The 14002-nt window shown below is 63.5% G+C and carries 19 protein-coding genes and 1 pseudogene; 10 read left to right on the top strand and 10 right to left on the bottom strand.

What is annotated here, in order from left to right; translation table 11 throughout:
- Positions 1-108 precede the first annotated feature (108 nt).
- Positions 109-531, top strand: a complete 423-nt coding sequence (locus tag BLJAPNOD_RS11770; RefSeq protein WP_115421266.1) for a YciI family protein — start codon at positions 109-111, stop codon at positions 529-531.
- Positions 532-772: 241 nt separating this feature from the next.
- Here BLJAPNOD_RS11770 and BLJAPNOD_RS11765 read toward each other — a convergent pair whose 3' ends face one another.
- The 8 genes and pseudogenes from BLJAPNOD_RS11765 to BLJAPNOD_RS11730 form a co-directional block, all read right to left on the bottom strand.
- Positions 773-2176 (bottom strand): amidohydrolase family protein, encoded by a 1404-nt coding sequence (locus BLJAPNOD_RS11765; RefSeq protein ID WP_115421265.1) that lies wholly within the window; start codon positions 2174-2176, stop codon positions 773-775.
- A 726-nt stretch (positions 2177-2902) separates the two neighbouring features.
- Positions 2903-3508, bottom strand: a complete 606-nt coding sequence (locus BLJAPNOD_RS11760; RefSeq protein ID WP_115421264.1) for a hypothetical protein — start codon at positions 3506-3508, stop codon at positions 2903-2905.
- A gap of 293 nt (positions 3509-3801) precedes the next feature.
- Entirely contained in the window at positions 3802-4419 is a 618-nt protein-coding gene (locus BLJAPNOD_RS11755; protein WP_244610927.1) for a helix-turn-helix domain-containing protein, read from the bottom strand.
- Positions 4409-5077, bottom strand: a complete 669-nt coding sequence (locus tag BLJAPNOD_RS11750; RefSeq protein ID WP_244610926.1) for a hypothetical protein — start codon at positions 5075-5077, stop codon at positions 4409-4411. Before BLJAPNOD_RS11750 ends, BLJAPNOD_RS11755 begins: the two co-directional genes overlap by 11 nt.
- Complete coding sequence (locus BLJAPNOD_RS35165) at positions 5016-5672, bottom strand: hypothetical protein (protein ID WP_147294541.1); 657 nt, start codon at positions 5670-5672, stop codon at positions 5016-5018. The genes BLJAPNOD_RS11750 and BLJAPNOD_RS35165 overlap by 62 nt, the downstream gene beginning before the upstream one ends.
- 3 nt (positions 5673-5675) lie before the next feature.
- Positions 5676-6017, bottom strand: coding sequence for a hypothetical protein (locus BLJAPNOD_RS35160; protein WP_147294540.1), 342 nt, complete (start codon positions 6015-6017; stop codon positions 5676-5678).
- Positions 6018-6559: 542 nt separating this feature from the next.
- The gene (locus BLJAPNOD_RS11735; RefSeq protein ID WP_115419929.1) at positions 6560-7108 is read right to left on the bottom strand and encodes a hypothetical protein; all 549 of its coding nucleotides are present in this window, start codon (positions 7106-7108) and stop codon (positions 6560-6562) included.
- A gap of 7 nt (positions 7109-7115) precedes the next feature.
- Positions 7116-7319 (bottom strand): annotated as a pseudogene (locus BLJAPNOD_RS11730) (repressor LexA); the annotation flags it as partial.
- 348 nt (positions 7320-7667) lie between these two features.
- Between BLJAPNOD_RS11730 and BLJAPNOD_RS11725 the strand changes: the two are divergent.
- From BLJAPNOD_RS11725 to BLJAPNOD_RS11690, 8 genes are all read left to right on the top strand, one after another.
- A complete protein-coding gene (locus BLJAPNOD_RS11725) occupies positions 7668-8321 on the top strand; it encodes a S24 family peptidase (protein WP_115421262.1) in 654 nt (217 codons plus the stop codon).
- Positions 8322-8472: 151 nt separating this feature from the next.
- Positions 8473-9174, top strand: coding sequence for a hypothetical protein (locus BLJAPNOD_RS35345; RefSeq protein ID WP_158556114.1), 702 nt, complete (start codon positions 8473-8475; stop codon positions 9172-9174).
- A 95-nt stretch (positions 9175-9269) separates the two neighbouring features.
- Complete coding sequence (locus tag BLJAPNOD_RS11715; RefSeq protein ID WP_115419927.1) at positions 9270-9701, top strand: hypothetical protein; 432 nt, start codon at positions 9270-9272, stop codon at positions 9699-9701.
- Between the two features lie 6 nt (positions 9702-9707).
- The gene (locus BLJAPNOD_RS11710) at positions 9708-9908 is read left to right on the top strand and encodes a hypothetical protein (protein WP_115419926.1); all 201 of its coding nucleotides are present in this window, start codon (positions 9708-9710) and stop codon (positions 9906-9908) included.
- Positions 9909-10065: 157 nt separating this feature from the next.
- Positions 10066-10497, top strand: coding sequence for a GNAT family N-acetyltransferase (locus BLJAPNOD_RS11705; RefSeq protein WP_115419925.1), 432 nt, complete (start codon positions 10066-10068; stop codon positions 10495-10497).
- 209 nt (positions 10498-10706) lie between these two features.
- Positions 10707-11240: a putative immunity protein gene (locus BLJAPNOD_RS11700; protein ID WP_115419924.1), complete on the top strand. Its 534-nt coding sequence runs from the start codon at positions 10707-10709 to the stop codon at positions 11238-11240.
- Between the two features lie 35 nt (positions 11241-11275).
- On the top strand, positions 11276-11896 hold the full coding sequence (locus BLJAPNOD_RS11695) for a C39 family peptidase (RefSeq protein WP_115419923.1): 621 nt from the start codon (positions 11276-11278) through the stop codon (positions 11894-11896).
- 101 nt (positions 11897-11997) lie between these two features.
- Positions 11998-12402: a hypothetical protein gene (locus BLJAPNOD_RS11690; protein ID WP_115419922.1), complete on the top strand. Its 405-nt coding sequence runs from the start codon at positions 11998-12000 to the stop codon at positions 12400-12402.
- A 49-nt stretch (positions 12403-12451) separates the two neighbouring features.
- Here BLJAPNOD_RS11690 and BLJAPNOD_RS11685 read toward each other — a convergent pair whose 3' ends face one another.
- Positions 12452-12604, bottom strand: coding sequence for an entericidin (locus BLJAPNOD_RS11685; RefSeq protein ID WP_115421261.1), 153 nt, complete (start codon positions 12602-12604; stop codon positions 12452-12454).
- A gap of 236 nt (positions 12605-12840) precedes the next feature.
- Here BLJAPNOD_RS11685 and BLJAPNOD_RS11680 point away from each other — a divergent pair, with 236 nt between their 5' ends.
- Complete coding sequence (locus tag BLJAPNOD_RS11680) at positions 12841-13329, top strand: hypothetical protein (RefSeq protein ID WP_139354082.1); 489 nt, start codon at positions 12841-12843, stop codon at positions 13327-13329.
- A 251-nt stretch (positions 13330-13580) separates the two neighbouring features.
- On the opposite strand, the gene BLJAPNOD_RS11675 is transcribed toward BLJAPNOD_RS11680, so the two are convergent.
- Entirely contained in the window at positions 13581-13982 is a 402-nt protein-coding gene (locus BLJAPNOD_RS11675; protein ID WP_115421260.1) for a hypothetical protein, read from the bottom strand.
- Positions 13983-14002: the final 20 nt, after the last annotated feature.

Genomic DNA, 14002 nt, shown 5'->3' with positions numbered 1-14002 from the left:
TATCGGTTTGCCGAAAAAAGTTTCGCGCAAATGTCGGCCCTGTCTCTGGCCGTTCGTCATTCAAGCACAGAGGCCGGTTTGGCTTCGTCGATCAAAGGAGAAAAGACCATGCGCGTGATAGTAATGGTGAAGGCGACCGAGGACAGCGAAGCCGGCAAGATGCCCTCGACCGAGCTGCTCGAAGCCATGGGCAAGTTCAACGAAGAGCTGGTCAATGCCGGCATCATGCAGGCCGGCGAAGGCCTGCATCCCTCGTCCAGGGGCAAGCGCGTCGCCTTCGACGGCGCAAGTCGCATCGTCATCGACGGCCCTTTCACCGAGACCAAGGAACTGGTAGCCGGCTTCTGGATCTGGCAGGTCAAGGACATGGACGAGGCGATCGCCTGGGTAAAGCGCTGCCCCAATCCGATGCCGGGCCCGAGCGAAATCGAAATCCGCCCGGTGTTCGAGGCGGCCGATTTCGGCGACGCACTCACCCCTGAAATCATCGAGCGCGACGACCGCCTGCGCGAACGCATCGGCGGCAATTGAGTCATCTTAGGCCGGCAATGCATTTCGGACAGCCGGGGTTCCCAGTGAATCCCGGCTGTCGGCATAGGCAGCAGCCACGCCATCCTTCCAGTTGCACCGTTGCCATTTCTATCTGGCGATCACCCGGCGGAAGATCCGCAGCCGCCCGGCCATGCGCAGCGAGCCGGTCGCACTGGTGTCGCAATCCCGTGCCGCAGGACAGCAAGGCAAGCGCCAGCCGACATTCGGATGCGCATGCGCCTCACTTCCCCAGTGTGTTCTTGTAGATGATCCCGTCCTTCATGATGATCTTGAAGTTGTTGGCGGCATCGGCCACCAGGTCGATGTTCTCCAAAGGATTGCCGTCGACGAGCAACAGGTCAGCAAGCGCGCCTTCCTCGACGACTCCGAGCTTGCCCGGATAGGGATTGCGCGGACCGGACAGCGCCAGCAACTGCGCATTCGTCCCGGTCGCCATGGAGAGCGCTTCGGCAGGCGTGTACCAACGCTTGAGAGAGGCCAGGATCGCCCCCTGCTGCTGCGCCAAGGCGCGGGAGAAAAGGACATCGGTGCCCCACGCCGTCTTGATCTTGTATTTCTTCGCCAGTTCGTAGGTTCTGCCGATGCCGGGCCACACCTCATCCGCCTTGGCCCTCTCGACCGAACCTTCCGCAAAGCCTTGCCGCAACAACTCGGGTAGCGGCTGCAGGCTGAGCCAGATGCCCTTCTCGGCGATCAGCTTGGCGGTTTCCTCATCCATGAGGAAACCGTGTTCGATACACTTCACCCCGGCGGCTATCGCGATCCTGATCGCATGCGACGTGAAGGCGTGAGCCGCAACGTAGGTGCCCCAATTGTCGGCTATTTCCACCGCGGCCCGCAGCTCGGGCTCGGTAAAGGTGGTCACATCCAGCGGGCTGTGCGGTGACGAAACCCCGCCCCCCGCCGTCACCTTGATCAGCGCTGCCCCTTGCATGAATTGCTCGCGCGCCCGCAGCCGCACCTCGTCCGGGCTGTCGACCACGATGCTCCCGCCGACCTGCTCCATCCGGGCGAATGGGCCACCGATCACCCGCGGCAGGTCGCTCATCTGACGGAAATCGCCATGCCCGCTGGTCACGGTGATCATGGCGCCGGAGGGGTAGATGCGCGGGCCCTCGACAATACCAGTGTCTATCGCGCGCTTGAGACCGAACACCGGTCCGCCCACATCGCGCACGGTGGTAAAGCCGCGCATCAGAGTGTCCGTCGCCTCGTCGCCGGCGACGAGATTGTTGAAGCCGACATCGCCGAACGACTCTGCCGGAGTGGATCGCGCCAGCATTGCGTGCCAGTGCGCATCGATCAGGCCCGGCATCAGCGTGCGGCCGTTCCCGGCAATGCGCTGGGCGCCTTCAGCCTCGACAGGGTCTGTCGAGATCCGAGCGATCACATTGCCTTTGACCAGTACATTCGACGGAGCGGAAAGTGAGGTCGCGCCTTTTCCGTCGAAGATGCGGACGTCTTCGAAGAGCACATCATCCGCCCATGCAGCCGGGCAAGCGCCGAGCACGAAAAGTGCCGCAAGCCATCGTCTGCTGGACAACGGCACCTTGAAAGCTGTGCGGACGCAAGCGTACGCGGCTACGGCGTGGGACAAGGCACGCGCCACAAACGTGGCTTTCATCAACTCCTGCGATGCGAAAGACTTGATACGCACGGCAATTCTCCAACCTGAACAAGGGGATAGGTCGTGGCACGAGAAAAAGTTGCAGTATTCATTGCGATAGGGCCGAGGCGCGAGCCACCGCTCGTCCACGCAATTGCAAGGCCACGTTCGCAGTCAGGCCATCGCAATGCGGCAAGCAACGATATCAACGTCTGCTTTCGGGAACAAGCAGACGTTGACGACGCGAACCACGACTCGCCTCGATCAGGATTGCACGAGGACCGCCACAGCTGGGTTCACATCTGGTCAACTTCCTCGTCGATTGAGAGGCGTGAAAAGCCTTCTGCTTCCCCCACATGCACCCCTGGGCGACGGCGCATTTCGCAAAGATCCTCGAGGAGTTTCAAGCAAGCGTGCATCGTGAGCCGCCGGCCCCGACAGGAGCACCGCTTGATCGCATTCCAAAGCGGGAAGTCTGAGCGGCGCGCCTCAAAACATTTCCAGGAAAAGTGCCAAAGGGCTGTCCGCCAGAAAATGAGAGGATGTTGGGTGCGGGATGCACTGGCTTCCAACTCTCAAGCCTCTAAAACTGGCTGCTTTTGCATTGCCTGCAACCAAATTGTTCCGCCCGTGCCTCGCCGTGATCGGGGGACGGAACGAGACCTCTTATCGAGCATCGTCTGGCTCCGCCCTCAGGCGGCCACAGCATCCAAAAGCGGCCGCCTATGGCTTTTTACCAGAGGTTCAAACCGCCACCCTTTCCCTCGAAAGCCCGAGGTGCCAGTGCAGCTCGGTCAGGCCGCGCTTCAGCCAGACCAGCTGTGGCTCCGGCATGGTGCGCAGCACCTCGTAGTCCATGACGCAGACATTGAAGACCGTCGTTTTCACCCGCGGCCCGTCCGGCAGCTTCAGGAGCACGCCCTCGAGCTCCATCATCCGGTTGGTCGCAACCCTTGCTGCCCGCGTCCGCTCAGTGGTCGTCTCGCCCTCAAACCCTTTGACGCTGAACAGAGACTGCGCCCTGACGCTTGGGAAGGGAATACCGGTCAGGCTGTAGTAGCGCGCCATCTGCCGGGCATATTCGTCGCCCGCCTCGCGCTCATGTGCGGTCAGCTTGCCGTCGAGGAACATCCGCCCGAGCGTGTAGCCGGCGAAGGGACTGCCGGCATCCACGCCCTTCATTCCTGAAAAGTGCTGACGCTGCCGCGCCGCGATGACGACCGAGCGCACCTCTCTTTCCGTTTCGCCGTGCTTGATCTGCCCGCCGGGATAGCGCGCCACGTCCGCCTTGCGCGGCCGGCCCGCCTTGCTTGCCCGCTTGATGCGAATGCGTTCTGCCTTGGATGTCATCTGTTCTTCCTTCTGCTCGTCTGCGTTCCATTGCCCATGCGCATCCGACCGAAAGCCGGAGGCCGGCTGCGGCAAGGCGGATACCCGTTTCGAAAATGCGAATTTGTCAGGGTGCGCCGGGCGCGCCGCTCAGGGCGGCGTCATGCTCGTCCGGCGGTTGGCCCAGCGGCAACTGCGACCCACCGCCGAGGTAGGCGAGCAATCCGCCAGCGGTGACATCCCGCCCCTCGCCACCGATCGCGATCGCCTGTGCCCGGGCCACCACCCTTCGATCCCACCGCTTGGGGGCCGCCTCATCGCCTCACCCTCCCCTTGTTGACCGCGTGCAGCACCGAGGTGTGGTCGCGCCTGAAAATCCGGCCGAGCGCCGGCAGCGACAGGTCCTCGCGCTCGTCATAGACCGCCGCCATGCAGCGGTGACGCGGCTCGACCAGGCGCCGTTCCCGGCGAACCCCGATCACATCGGCCCAGCCGATACCGGGATAGGCCAGCAGCACCTCATCGACGATCTCGCGCACCGGCCGGCGGCTGAAGAGGCCGCCGTCAACGCTCGCGCCGCAAAGCAGTTGCGCCTGCGACAGGATCCGCGCTTCGGCGTCGGCAAGCGCCAGCTCCAGCTGCAGCACCCGCAAGCGCTGCGCCTTCACATGCGCGCTCAGTGCACCGAGCAAGTCCTCCGGTGCGAGCGGCGCGTCGCTCCCCGGCGCCCGGACGGCAGCCGTCGGCGCATCCGCCTCCGTGCCATGCGCCATCGCCAACCCGTCCAAGGGGGCGGTGGCATCGCCGTCGCTGTGTCGCCCGTTGGTCTCCCCGTTCCCTGCGGCGAGGCCTTTCGGCCACATTGTCGCGTCAAGTCCTGTCGCCGGCCCCGCCATCGGCCCCGTCATCGAATCTCTCGTTTCAGGCTGCATGGCTTGCCACCTCCCCGGCAAAATCGATCGTCGAGCCCAAGGCCTTTGCCTCGGCCACATCGTTTTCAAGCCGCGCCCGAAAAGCGCGCTGCTCCGCGGTCGGCTCAGCCGTATCGGGAAGGTCGAGCATCCGGGCAAGCGCCGCAGCCCGCTCGATCGATCGCGCCTCTCCGGGCATGGTCGCCGTCGCGCTGGTCGCCGCTTGCTCGGCACGGAACTGGCGAAGCAGCAGCCGAACCCGCTCGCGGACCTCTGGCGAGCGTTGGGCGACCGGCATTGCCGGGCTCAGCGCCTCCGTCATCTCGCGCTTGCGGGCCAGCTCGGCACGGGCGGCCGCCGCCTCGCTCTTGGCGAGCGCCGCCAGCACGGGCGGCTTGGGAATGGCGCCCAGAAGCACGCTGGCGTTGCCGGCATAGTCGCCGCGGATCAGCTTCTGCGTCGCCGTCGAAAGGCCGCAGGCCGGCACGCCGGAAAGCGCATATTGATAGACCGGCAGAAGCTTTTTCGGGTCGATGCCCTGCGGCATGGTCATGCCGGCGGTCTGCATCACGTTGAGGCTGCGCAGGATCGCATCGTCGCCCGCAGGCGTCAGCCGTTCAGTGAGCGCGGTAATCTCCCGGCTCAAGGTCGAATGTCGGTTGTGTGTTGATAAGGTCATCATGTTCAAGGTTTCCATTGAGTTCGCGTTCTATCGCTTGTCGGCATTCCCGCTGGTGGCGGGCAAAGGCGCTTTCGCCTGGGCTCGCCTGTGGCCGGTGGTTCTTGCGTGGCCGTGCGGCATTGCGCATCCAGTTGCGCCAGGTGGCCAGCCAGTCGAGCTTGGCCGCGTCCCGTCCGGATTTCGCCGTCCAGTAGTCGCGGAATTTTTCAAGCTCCAGCTCCACCTCCGCCTCGCCGAACCCCAGCCGCGCGGCAAAATCCCGGTCCGGCTGGAATTGCTCGGGAAGGCGCACCGCGCGCCTGCCGCCTGACAATCGGTGCGATGGCGAAGGGGGTTGGGTGTTGTCGGGAGAGTTAATTTCTTTAGGGGGTGTGGGGGACCTTTCTTTATCAGAGAGGGCAGCGCCGCCCGTCGCCGTGACCGCCCGTGACGTCACGTGAGCGCGGTGGCGCTGTTGCCGTTCGCGATCGCTCGCCCGGCGCCGGTCGATGTCCGATTGCTGGCCGGCTTCGGCCGCGCGCACGGCGCACAGGATCATCTCCGGTGTCGCACCGCACTGAACCAGAGCCTCGACGATCGATGTGATGCGCATCGCCTAGACCTCGACCGTCACGGCGCGCGCTGCGCCGACGAAGCGTTCGGCTCGCCCCTGCGGCAAATGCCGCAGCACAAATCTGGTGAACCGTGCCGCGACGGCGCCCGGTCGATCAGGCGGTGCCAGCTCCGCCAGGATCTCGCGCTGTGGCGACAGCGCACCGCCCAACAACCGGACGAAGGCAGGCGCGCAGCGCCGCCGCAAGCACCGGTCCGCCTTGGCGCACCGGCCGCGCGTGCGTCGGCTCGAACGAACGGCCGCGCCATCCGTCCATTCCGCCGCACTCTCTGTTGCCGGCGAAGCCAGGCAACGCAGAAATCTCTGTAAACTCGCGTCACGCATAACGTCGTCTCCTCATCAATGTCCGCACGGGTTCGCCTCGCCAAAAGCGGCGATCGGCCTTGGCGTGCGATGCACCTGCTCTGGTTTCCTCCGCCTCCCCGCCGGCAAGCCGCCTGAACCCCCGCTTGCAACGTGCAAGGACGGGGCTTGGGGGCGAGGCTGGGTCCAGCCACGCAACCCGTGGCGCTAGAGCGCTGCGCGTCCGAAATGCCGGGGCATCCGGAATGTCAGGGCATTGGAGATGCCGGAGCATCCGCCCTGACGCGCAAAGCCCGCTCCAGCCTTTCCCCGCGCATGATCCCGCACCGAGATCGCATCCGATCGTCGGGGGCATGCGTCAGATACGGCTTGCCGGCGCCGAAATGGCAGCGAGGGGCCACCGGGGAGGAGGTGGGCAGCGGCCCCTCGCTATGATCGCCGCCTTGGCTGCTCCCGCGCGTACCGGATCGGCACGCAAAGGACGCTGCAGCCGCGCCGCATGTCATCCACACCGAACCGTTCCCGGCTCGGGCGCCATGCGACAAGGCAGCGATCAGTCTCGTCTATGGCCCTGCCCGTCGTTGCCGACGTCGCAAACGGCCAACAATTTCCGCGACCTCGTTTCCATCACCTGTGGGATCAGGCAGGTCGCAATCTCCTGGGGGATCAGCAAGGTCGCAATCCCCCCCGCCATCACATTCCGGCGGCGGCAAACAGCCGACGAACGCTCTGACGATATCCGGGCCGGACATCAGGTTTTTCCCCCTGTCTCGCCCCACCGGCGCGAACGCGTCGTCGAGTTCGCGTTGCAGCGCCTCGAAGTCGATGCTCGGCAGGATTTCCTTGCCCCGTGGGTCTTCCCTTCCCTGCGCCGGACCCTTGCGGGACAGCGTTGTCCGCTCGGACAGGACCGTTCTGCTCCATCGGCTAAGCCTGCCAGACAATACGATCTCGCCGGACGCTCCCCTCCAGCCCGCGCGCCGCCGGCTGCAGCCGAAGACCGGGCTGGCAAACCAGCTGACGGCGGCAAGCGTCACCGAAGTGGCGGAGAAGGCTGCAAGCCCGGCAAAGACCGGATTGCCGAAAATCGTATCCGTCACCGGCTCAAGCATGGGCTGCCTCCACCACGACAAGCGCGCGTGCCCGGTTTTTCAACCGGCGGATGGCCCCGCGCTCCTCCATCGCCGCCACCATCCGCGAGATCCCTGATTTTGAGCAAAGACCCAGATGGTCCTTCATCTCGTCGAATGTCGGCGAGACGCCGTTCTTGTCGGCGCTGTAGCTGCGGATGAAGCTGAGCAACTCGCTCTGCCTCGGCGTCAGCCCGTGCGGCCGGCGCGCGGGGTCCCTGGAGCCCCTTGGTTTCCTTGTTCGGGTCGTGGCGGCAGTCATCGGCTCACTCCAGCAAGCATGCAGTCATCGCCCATGCGGCGCTCTCCGGCGCGTCCCCGGCCATGATCGGGCCTGGTGCACGAAGCGCCGGACCCGACGCCCGCAGGAACAGGCCGACCGGACCGCTCCGGCTTGAAGCGGCAACCGGGAAAATCGGTCCCAGAAGATGCGATTGACTCTTTGTTTCCGTTCATATCCTATCAGTAATAGGATCAGGCCATCTTATCAAGAGGAAAAATCCTATTGGACGTAATAAGCGGAATCTGGAATGCCATTTCCATGGATCAATTGCGGCGCCTCATCCGGGAAGCAGTCGATGCGAAGAGGACGACCTACAAGGATCTGTCCATCGCGATCGGGAAGAACCACGCCTATATCCAGCAGTTCGTCGAGCGCGAGAGCCCGCGCGAACTGCGCGAGCGTGATGTGCGCGCCATCACTGACCTGATCGGCACGACGCCGAACGCGGGAGAAGCCAGCCACCCCCGCAACGCCACCGGGTTCAATCCGCAGATCGTGCCCGGCGAGCAGCTCGTCGGCCATCGCGACCTGCCGATCTTCGTTGCTGCCCAGGGCGGCGACGGCCATGTGATCGTCACGTTCGATGCTGTCGAATACGTCAAGCGCCCCTCGGTGCTTGAGGGCGTCAAGGGCGCCTACGGCATCTACCTCACCGGCACCTCGATGATCCCGGCCTATGAGCCCGGCGACATGGCGCTGGTGCACCCGCACCTGCCGCCGACCCGCGACAAGGACGTCGTGCTCTACCACGTGCCGCCTGCCAACGATGCCGAGGCGATCATCAAGCGCCTGGTGTCGTTCAACGACCGGGAATGGACACTGAAGCAGTACAATCCCTATCTGGAATTCACCGAGAGCCGGGTGGAGTGGTCCTTCTGCCACCGGGTCGTCGGCAAATACAGCGCCCGCTGACGCCGCCCGACACCGCCCGGCAACATGGCCTCGCGACAAGCCGGCCAGCGCTTACGCCTCAGCCTCACGCCGCAATGGCTTGAAAAACAACAAAGCCTTGAAAACAGCGGCACACCTGACGCAACGTTAGGCGCGAAAAGGCGACACCACAATGCAGGCGGCGCCACGGGCGGCCGAAATCGCCCCTCAATCTTCTCCGCCGAAAGCCACCGCCCGACAAAAAGCCCGGGAACCGGCGCGGCTCTCGGGCTTTTCGCTTCGACCTGAAAGCCGGCAAACACGGCGGCGGCACGCATGGAATCCGGGTCGCTTCGACGACACCGTCTGCGCGCAGCGCCGGGCCGGCGGCCCTTTGCCAGGCACGGCCATCACCCTGCCATCGAACACAAGCGACATGAACCGGCGACATGAACCGGCAAATGGCCCCGGCCGGCAAGACTGCCTCGCGCGATTGCCGATGCGCCTACGCGGCCATGACCTCCTGCATATCCAAGGGCAGGTCACCGCCGATGAAAAGGATGGTCGCATCCTCGAATTCACCGGTCGACAGATCCCCTGCCCGACTGAATGCGACAACGCCGACCTTGGTCGACGCCAGCCTTTCCGCCAGCCTGAGCGCGTGGTCGGCCCCGGTCGCCTGCACCGGGATGTCGGCGAGCAAGGCACCCCGATTTCCCCGGGTGAAGCTCTGAACGACGAAGTAAGTGACCATGTCATGCTCCTCTCTGCCACCTGCAATGGCAGCACCAAGCTGACTCAATCCCTCGAACAAAACAAGAACAAACTGGAGGATATCGACAGTCCTATCAGAAAAATCCTGCCGAAAGTATATTTCCTATTGACGGAAATATAGGATTTTTCCTATCATGAGTTACCCATCGAAACAAGGGAAGCCGGAGCCGCAGCGTGCCCCCGAGCCCGTGCCGCCTGCTTCGCCAGGGAGAAGGCATGACAGTGACATCGACACGGCAAAACCAGCCTGCGGCCCCGCTCACCCAGAGCCGCGAGATCATCCTTGCGGTCACCACGCTCGGGCGCGGCCATTTCATCGAGGAAAGCGATTGCTTCGGCACCACCTTTGCCACCGCCGCCGAATGGCTGGAGGCCCATGACGGCGAACACGCCACCAGGCTCATCCGCTTTGATCTCGACGCATTGCACGGCGAAGACATCTCCGAGGCCATCGCCGACGCCTGGCTCGACGATTTCGATCGCACGCCGGATGACGAGCACCTGCTGCCCGCCTTCGTGCGCACGTCACACGCCTGGGAGCGCTGGTGCGCCGATTTCAAGCCGCCGACCGGCGACCCCGGTCAGACCGTGCCCTTCCGCCAAAGGGGCCACGGCACGCTCAACCACCGCCAGCAGTTCGGAGCTTAGGCCCTGATGGATATCGCGCTCGACAAATCAGCCCTCTTCGCCGCCATGGAAGCCTTCTGGCAAACGGAAACCGGCAACGACAAGGGCGTGGAAGCGGCGATCACAGCCTATCTCGACCGCATGGGCCTAGCCCCTTTCAACGAGATGGCCGCCCGCAAGCGCCAAGCCCTTGCCGCCTCAACCGCGCGCAAGCCGGAAAGGGCGTAGCACGGCCGTGAACGCCCTCTCGCACCGACGGCTTGAGAGCAGCGCCAAGCAATCTGCCATGGCAAAACTGGCGATCGACGCTTAAAGCTGGAAATCCCTGTACCCGCGACACGGGTGGATTTTATGCGCCTCAGCGTAATTGCATCTGGAATCGTTGATGAAAATCAGAAGTGCCACCCTTGCCGACTTCGACACGCTGGTCGCCCTCGATACGATTGCCGCTCACGATCCTGAGCGGCGGGATCATATCAGGTCGTGGATCGAGGCAGGGTGCTGCCACGCCGTCGAAACGAACGGTTCCGTCGGAGCCTATGGTGTGCTGGCCTACCATTTCTTCGGAAACGGATTTATCGAAATGATCATGGTCGCGGAGCACTTTCGTCGCCAGGGCCTTGGAATGGCGCTCGTCCGACATTTCGCAGCCGTCTGCACGACGCCCAAGCTCTTCGCGTCGACAAACCTGTCCAATCGGCAGATGCAGACGCTGTTGCGCACCGCCGGCTTTCGCACCAGCGGCTACATCGACAACCTCGATGAAAACGACCCCGAAATCGTCTTCTGTTTTCATGCGGCGCAGTTGCGCGGCTGATGCCCGATCCATGAGTTGATAGGCTCAGAGTTTGCCGTTCGCTCCGAAACTCTCTTCGCGGTTGCCAAGCGATACCCCTTTGCAAACAACAGTGTTGAACGTATCGGGATTTGTGCGGATACCTTCAGCATCCGGTCGTCAAACTGTCGGCGCACCAGGGCGGTTGCGACGTCCTTCGACGAGCGCCCTTCGCACGAGGAAGGCAGACGATGCCCACTGAAACGAACACGCCGCTGCTGAACGAAGACGATCTGCGCCAGATCGCGCGCTGGGCTGCCGCTTGCGCCGAGCGCGCCCTGCCCCTTTTCGAGGCGAAGGCCGCTGATGATACTCGTCCGCGCGCAGCGCTTTCGGCCATCGCCACCTTTGCGCAGGGCGGCGGGCGAACCTCAGTGCTGCGCAAGCTTGCCTGGGCGGCCGGTCAGTCGGCGCGCGAGGTCGGCGATCCCGCAGCCTCGGCCGCTGCCCGCGCGGCGATGGCAGCAGCCGGATCCGCCTACACGCATCCGATCGCAACCCCTCATCAGGTCAATCATATCATTGGCCCTGCGGCTTACGCCGCGCAAGCGGCAGCGCTCGCCGCCTACGACCCGGCTGGCATCCTCGAAGCGGAGATCCGCTGGGTAATCTCGCAGGCATCGCCGGAAGTCCGCCAGATCGTCCAGCGCATGCCGGCGCGCGCGCCGAGCAACGGCCAGTTCCACGCATTGCTCTACCGGCTTGATACCGCCTTGCGCGCATGACAACAGTTCCATCGGCACCTGACAGAGAAAACGGCATGGAAATTCTAGATTGCACTGTTCCCTATTTCAGCCAATGGGAAAGCCCTGAGATGACATCGGCGGTCCTGTCTGAGGGCGCCTCGGCGCTTCAGCGCGATCCGCTCTGGCGCAATTCGGGCGCCGAGACGATTGAGGAATATGCGCGCTGGGCGGTGAATGTCTGCGGCATGGCCTGCCTGAAGATGATCCTGGCCGCGCGCGGCGAGTTGCACCCGATCCTGTCGCTTGCGCGCGGCTGCACGGAGTATGGCGGCTATGTCGTCAACCAGGCCGATGCCTCGATCAAGGGCCTGATCTATGCTCCCTTCGTTACCTATGTCGGCGAGCGCTTCGGGCTTTCCGCCCAAACGCTGACGAACATCCCGACGACGGACATTCCCGAGGTTCTGTCCGAACGCCGCGTCTTCATCGCCTCCGTCAGCAGCGCCATACGCTGGCCCGAGCGCGAGCCGCCTTCCAAAGGCGGCCATCTCGTGCTGGTCACGGCCGCCTCGCGGCAGAGTGTCCGTTTTCACAATCCTTCCGGCCATGACCGTGCCAATCAAGCCGACGTCGTCATGCCGCTTTCCACCTTCGACCGGTTCTTTGCCAATCGCGGTATCGCCGTCAGCGTCTGATTTCGTGAGGCTGCCCAAGAAATACCCAATAAAGGCAGGCAGCAATCATCTGCAAAAATGCTAATAATCAAGCGGGGCAGGAACAGAGGGGGAGATACTCCATGCCGCGCCTAGCACAATTGTACTTCAAGACTGCGATCATCTTTCTGATCATCGGTATAGCCATGGGCCTGCACATGGCCATCGGCCAGGATCACAGCGCGATCGGCGCCCATGCGCATGCAAACCTTTTGGGATGGGTGACGATGGCGATCTTCGGGGGCTATCACGCGCTGAACCCGGCCAAGGCGCAAAAGCGTCTGGCGATGATCCAGTACTGCGTCTACACCGGCGGCGTCGTCCTGCTGATACCGTCGCTTTACCTGATGCTCACCGGCAGCCCGCAGCTGGAGCCGTTGGTCGCCATCGCGTCGGTCATCATCTTCATTGGCGTCCTGCTGTTCGCCGCCATCATTTTCGGCAGCAGCGAAACGGTTACCCGCTCGACGGCCGTGCCGTCGCGCTAGCAACCGGCGCGGTCATTCGCTCCATTGGCTCTGCAAGGCCGGGCGTTCTTTATTGAGCGCCCGCCTTCAGGACGCGGCGCGTCGCATTGTCGACCGCAAGGCCCGTCTCGGTGCCATCCTTCTGAAAACCGCGCATGGTATTTCCGCAGGCCGACAGGCAAAGCAGCGCCAGACACATGAACGCGATCGTGGCCTTCGACATCCTCATCTCCATCTTGGTTTCATCGTCCTGATGAGATGACGCACCTGCCGGTAAATTCCACGTATCACGCAACAAAAACAGAGACAAAGCCTGCCATGCAAAGGCGATCTGCGGCTTTGTGACCCGACGGTTTCCCGCAGATCGCCACGCGCTTCGGGCCGTTTGACGCCGATAACCTCCACTCGACACCTCCTAAAACTTGGCGCAATCTGAAGGTTGGTGTTCGAGAGGATTTCATGATCAGGTTTACGCGAAAGAGTGGAACCCCTTTGGATCTCGAGGCGAGCCAGGTGCTGCGCATCCGCAAGACGGATCCGCGCCTCGATGACGATCTCGGCAACACGCTGATCAATGCCGGCCAGACCTTTTTCGTCCAGGAAGAGTCGACGGCCGTCGCCGCCGCCGTCAAGGCCGAGCTGCCGTCGCTCTATCGCTTCACCCACCGCCTGGGCGCACCGGTCTGGATCAACGTGCATGCGGCCAAGGGGCCGATGCCGCTGGCACCCAACCACCACGTGCCCGGCCTCAGCTCGGCACTCGATATCGGCGGCAAGCGCCAATATGTCCGCGAAAGCCCGGAAGAGGTCAGAAGTGCCATCGCGGCCGCCGGCGGCGATGTCCAGCCGATCCCGGAGGAGAGCCTCTGGGTGCAGGGACGAGAGACGCTGCGGGAAATTCTCGGAAGCCTGGAAGCCTGGGACGAAGAATTGTCAACGCTGGAATAGCAGCATCCGGCACCTTCAGCCTTGCCCAGCGGCGCCCCTCTGCCGCACGGCCTGACCCCGCACCTTATTTATTTCATCAAGCGTACCGGAATCGCCGAATCGGACCTTCCCCAGCCCAAGGCCGGCATAGTATTTACCGTACCGCGCAGTACGTTCCTTTATGGACTGCGCTTCCCCGCACCTGAGCCATTTTGGGTGCTTGCTTGCCCCGCCATCGCGCGGGGCTTTTTCTTCCGTGGCTCTGCAGCCGTTCAATCGACCTTGAAGACGGCATCGCCGACGAAGACGATCACGTATTGCCCCTGCACTTCAGGCTCACGCGCCCAGCGCGAAAGCTGCTGCGAATAAGGCTCGCGGTTCCAGATATCAGGAAAGTCGGGATCGACCAGCACCGTGATCTGCGGCCCTTGCCGGTAGATCATCATGTGCGAGCGCGCCGGATCCCATTCGGATCCGAGCCGCTCGTCCGTCATCCAAAGACAGAGAAAATCCCGGCAAAGCTGCGGCCTGCGATCATAGATCCGGCAGCCCTGCCCCTCGATGCAGTTCTCGCACCAGGCGTTGGCCGGCTTTGCCAGCGCATCGATATCCGGCAGCCGGCAACAGAGCGTGCAGGCACCGCAGGCGCGATCGGCAGATGAGGTCTCGTTCATGCGCGCGTCCGTACCATCTT

The sequence above is a fragment of the Ensifer sp. M14 genome (assembly GCF_003355565.1).
Lineage (GTDB): Bacteria > Pseudomonadota > Alphaproteobacteria > Rhizobiales > Rhizobiaceae > Ensifer.
Note: the sequence above shows the minus strand (reverse complement) of the source record. Positions and strands in the feature narration are given on the sequence as shown.

Bases quoted from the DNA above. Each gene is read 5' to 3' on its own strand.
- BLJAPNOD_RS11725 (WP_115421262.1), top strand. From the start codon at position 7,668: ATGGATCAATTGCGGCGCCTCATCCGGGAAGCAGTCGATGCGAAGAGG.
- BLJAPNOD_RS11770 (WP_115421266.1), top strand. From the start codon at position 109: ATGCGCGTGATAGTAATGGTGAAGGCGACCGAGGACAGCGAAGCCGGC.
- BLJAPNOD_RS11760 (WP_115421264.1), bottom strand. From the start codon at position 3,508: ATGACATCCAAGGCAGAACGCATTCGCATCAAGCGGGCAAGCAAGGCG.
- BLJAPNOD_RS11750 (WP_244610926.1), bottom strand. From the start codon at position 5,077: ATGACCTTATCAACACACAACCGACATTCGACCTTGAGCCGGGAGATT.
- BLJAPNOD_RS11755 (WP_244610927.1), bottom strand. From the start codon at position 4,419: ATGCAGCCTGAAACGAGAGATTCGATGACGGGGCCGATGGCGGGGCCG.
- BLJAPNOD_RS11705 (WP_115419925.1), top strand. From the start codon at position 10,066: ATGAAAATCAGAAGTGCCACCCTTGCCGACTTCGACACGCTGGTCGCC.
- BLJAPNOD_RS35160 (WP_147294540.1), bottom strand. From the start codon at position 6,017: ATGCGTGACGCGAGTTTACAGAGATTTCTGCGTTGCCTGGCTTCGCCG.
- BLJAPNOD_RS11700 (WP_115419924.1), top strand. From the start codon at position 10,707: ATGCCCACTGAAACGAACACGCCGCTGCTGAACGAAGACGATCTGCGC.
- BLJAPNOD_RS11765 (WP_115421265.1), bottom strand. From the start codon at position 2,176: ATGAAAGCCACGTTTGTGGCGCGTGCCTTGTCCCACGCCGTAGCCGCG.
- BLJAPNOD_RS11710 (WP_115419926.1), top strand. From the start codon at position 9,708: ATGGATATCGCGCTCGACAAATCAGCCCTCTTCGCCGCCATGGAAGCC.
- BLJAPNOD_RS11680 (WP_139354082.1), top strand. From the start codon at position 12,841: ATGATCAGGTTTACGCGAAAGAGTGGAACCCCTTTGGATCTCGAGGCG.
- BLJAPNOD_RS11735 (WP_115419929.1), bottom strand. From the start codon at position 7,108: ATGCTTGAGCCGGTGACGGATACGATTTTCGGCAATCCGGTCTTTGCC.
- BLJAPNOD_RS11675 (WP_115421260.1), bottom strand. From the start codon at position 13,982: ATGAACGAGACCTCATCTGCCGATCGCGCCTGCGGTGCCTGCACGCTC.
- BLJAPNOD_RS11695 (WP_115419923.1), top strand. From the start codon at position 11,276: ATGGAAATTCTAGATTGCACTGTTCCCTATTTCAGCCAATGGGAAAGC.
- BLJAPNOD_RS11690 (WP_115419922.1), top strand. From the start codon at position 11,998: ATGCCGCGCCTAGCACAATTGTACTTCAAGACTGCGATCATCTTTCTG.
- BLJAPNOD_RS35345 (WP_158556114.1), top strand. From the start codon at position 8,473: ATGCAGGCGGCGCCACGGGCGGCCGAAATCGCCCCTCAATCTTCTCCG.
- BLJAPNOD_RS11715 (WP_115419927.1), top strand. From the start codon at position 9,270: ATGACAGTGACATCGACACGGCAAAACCAGCCTGCGGCCCCGCTCACC.
- BLJAPNOD_RS35165 (WP_147294541.1), bottom strand. From the start codon at position 5,672: ATGCGCATCACATCGATCGTCGAGGCTCTGGTTCAGTGCGGTGCGACA.
- BLJAPNOD_RS11685 (WP_115421261.1), bottom strand. From the start codon at position 12,604: ATGTCGAAGGCCACGATCGCGTTCATGTGTCTGGCGCTGCTTTGCCTG.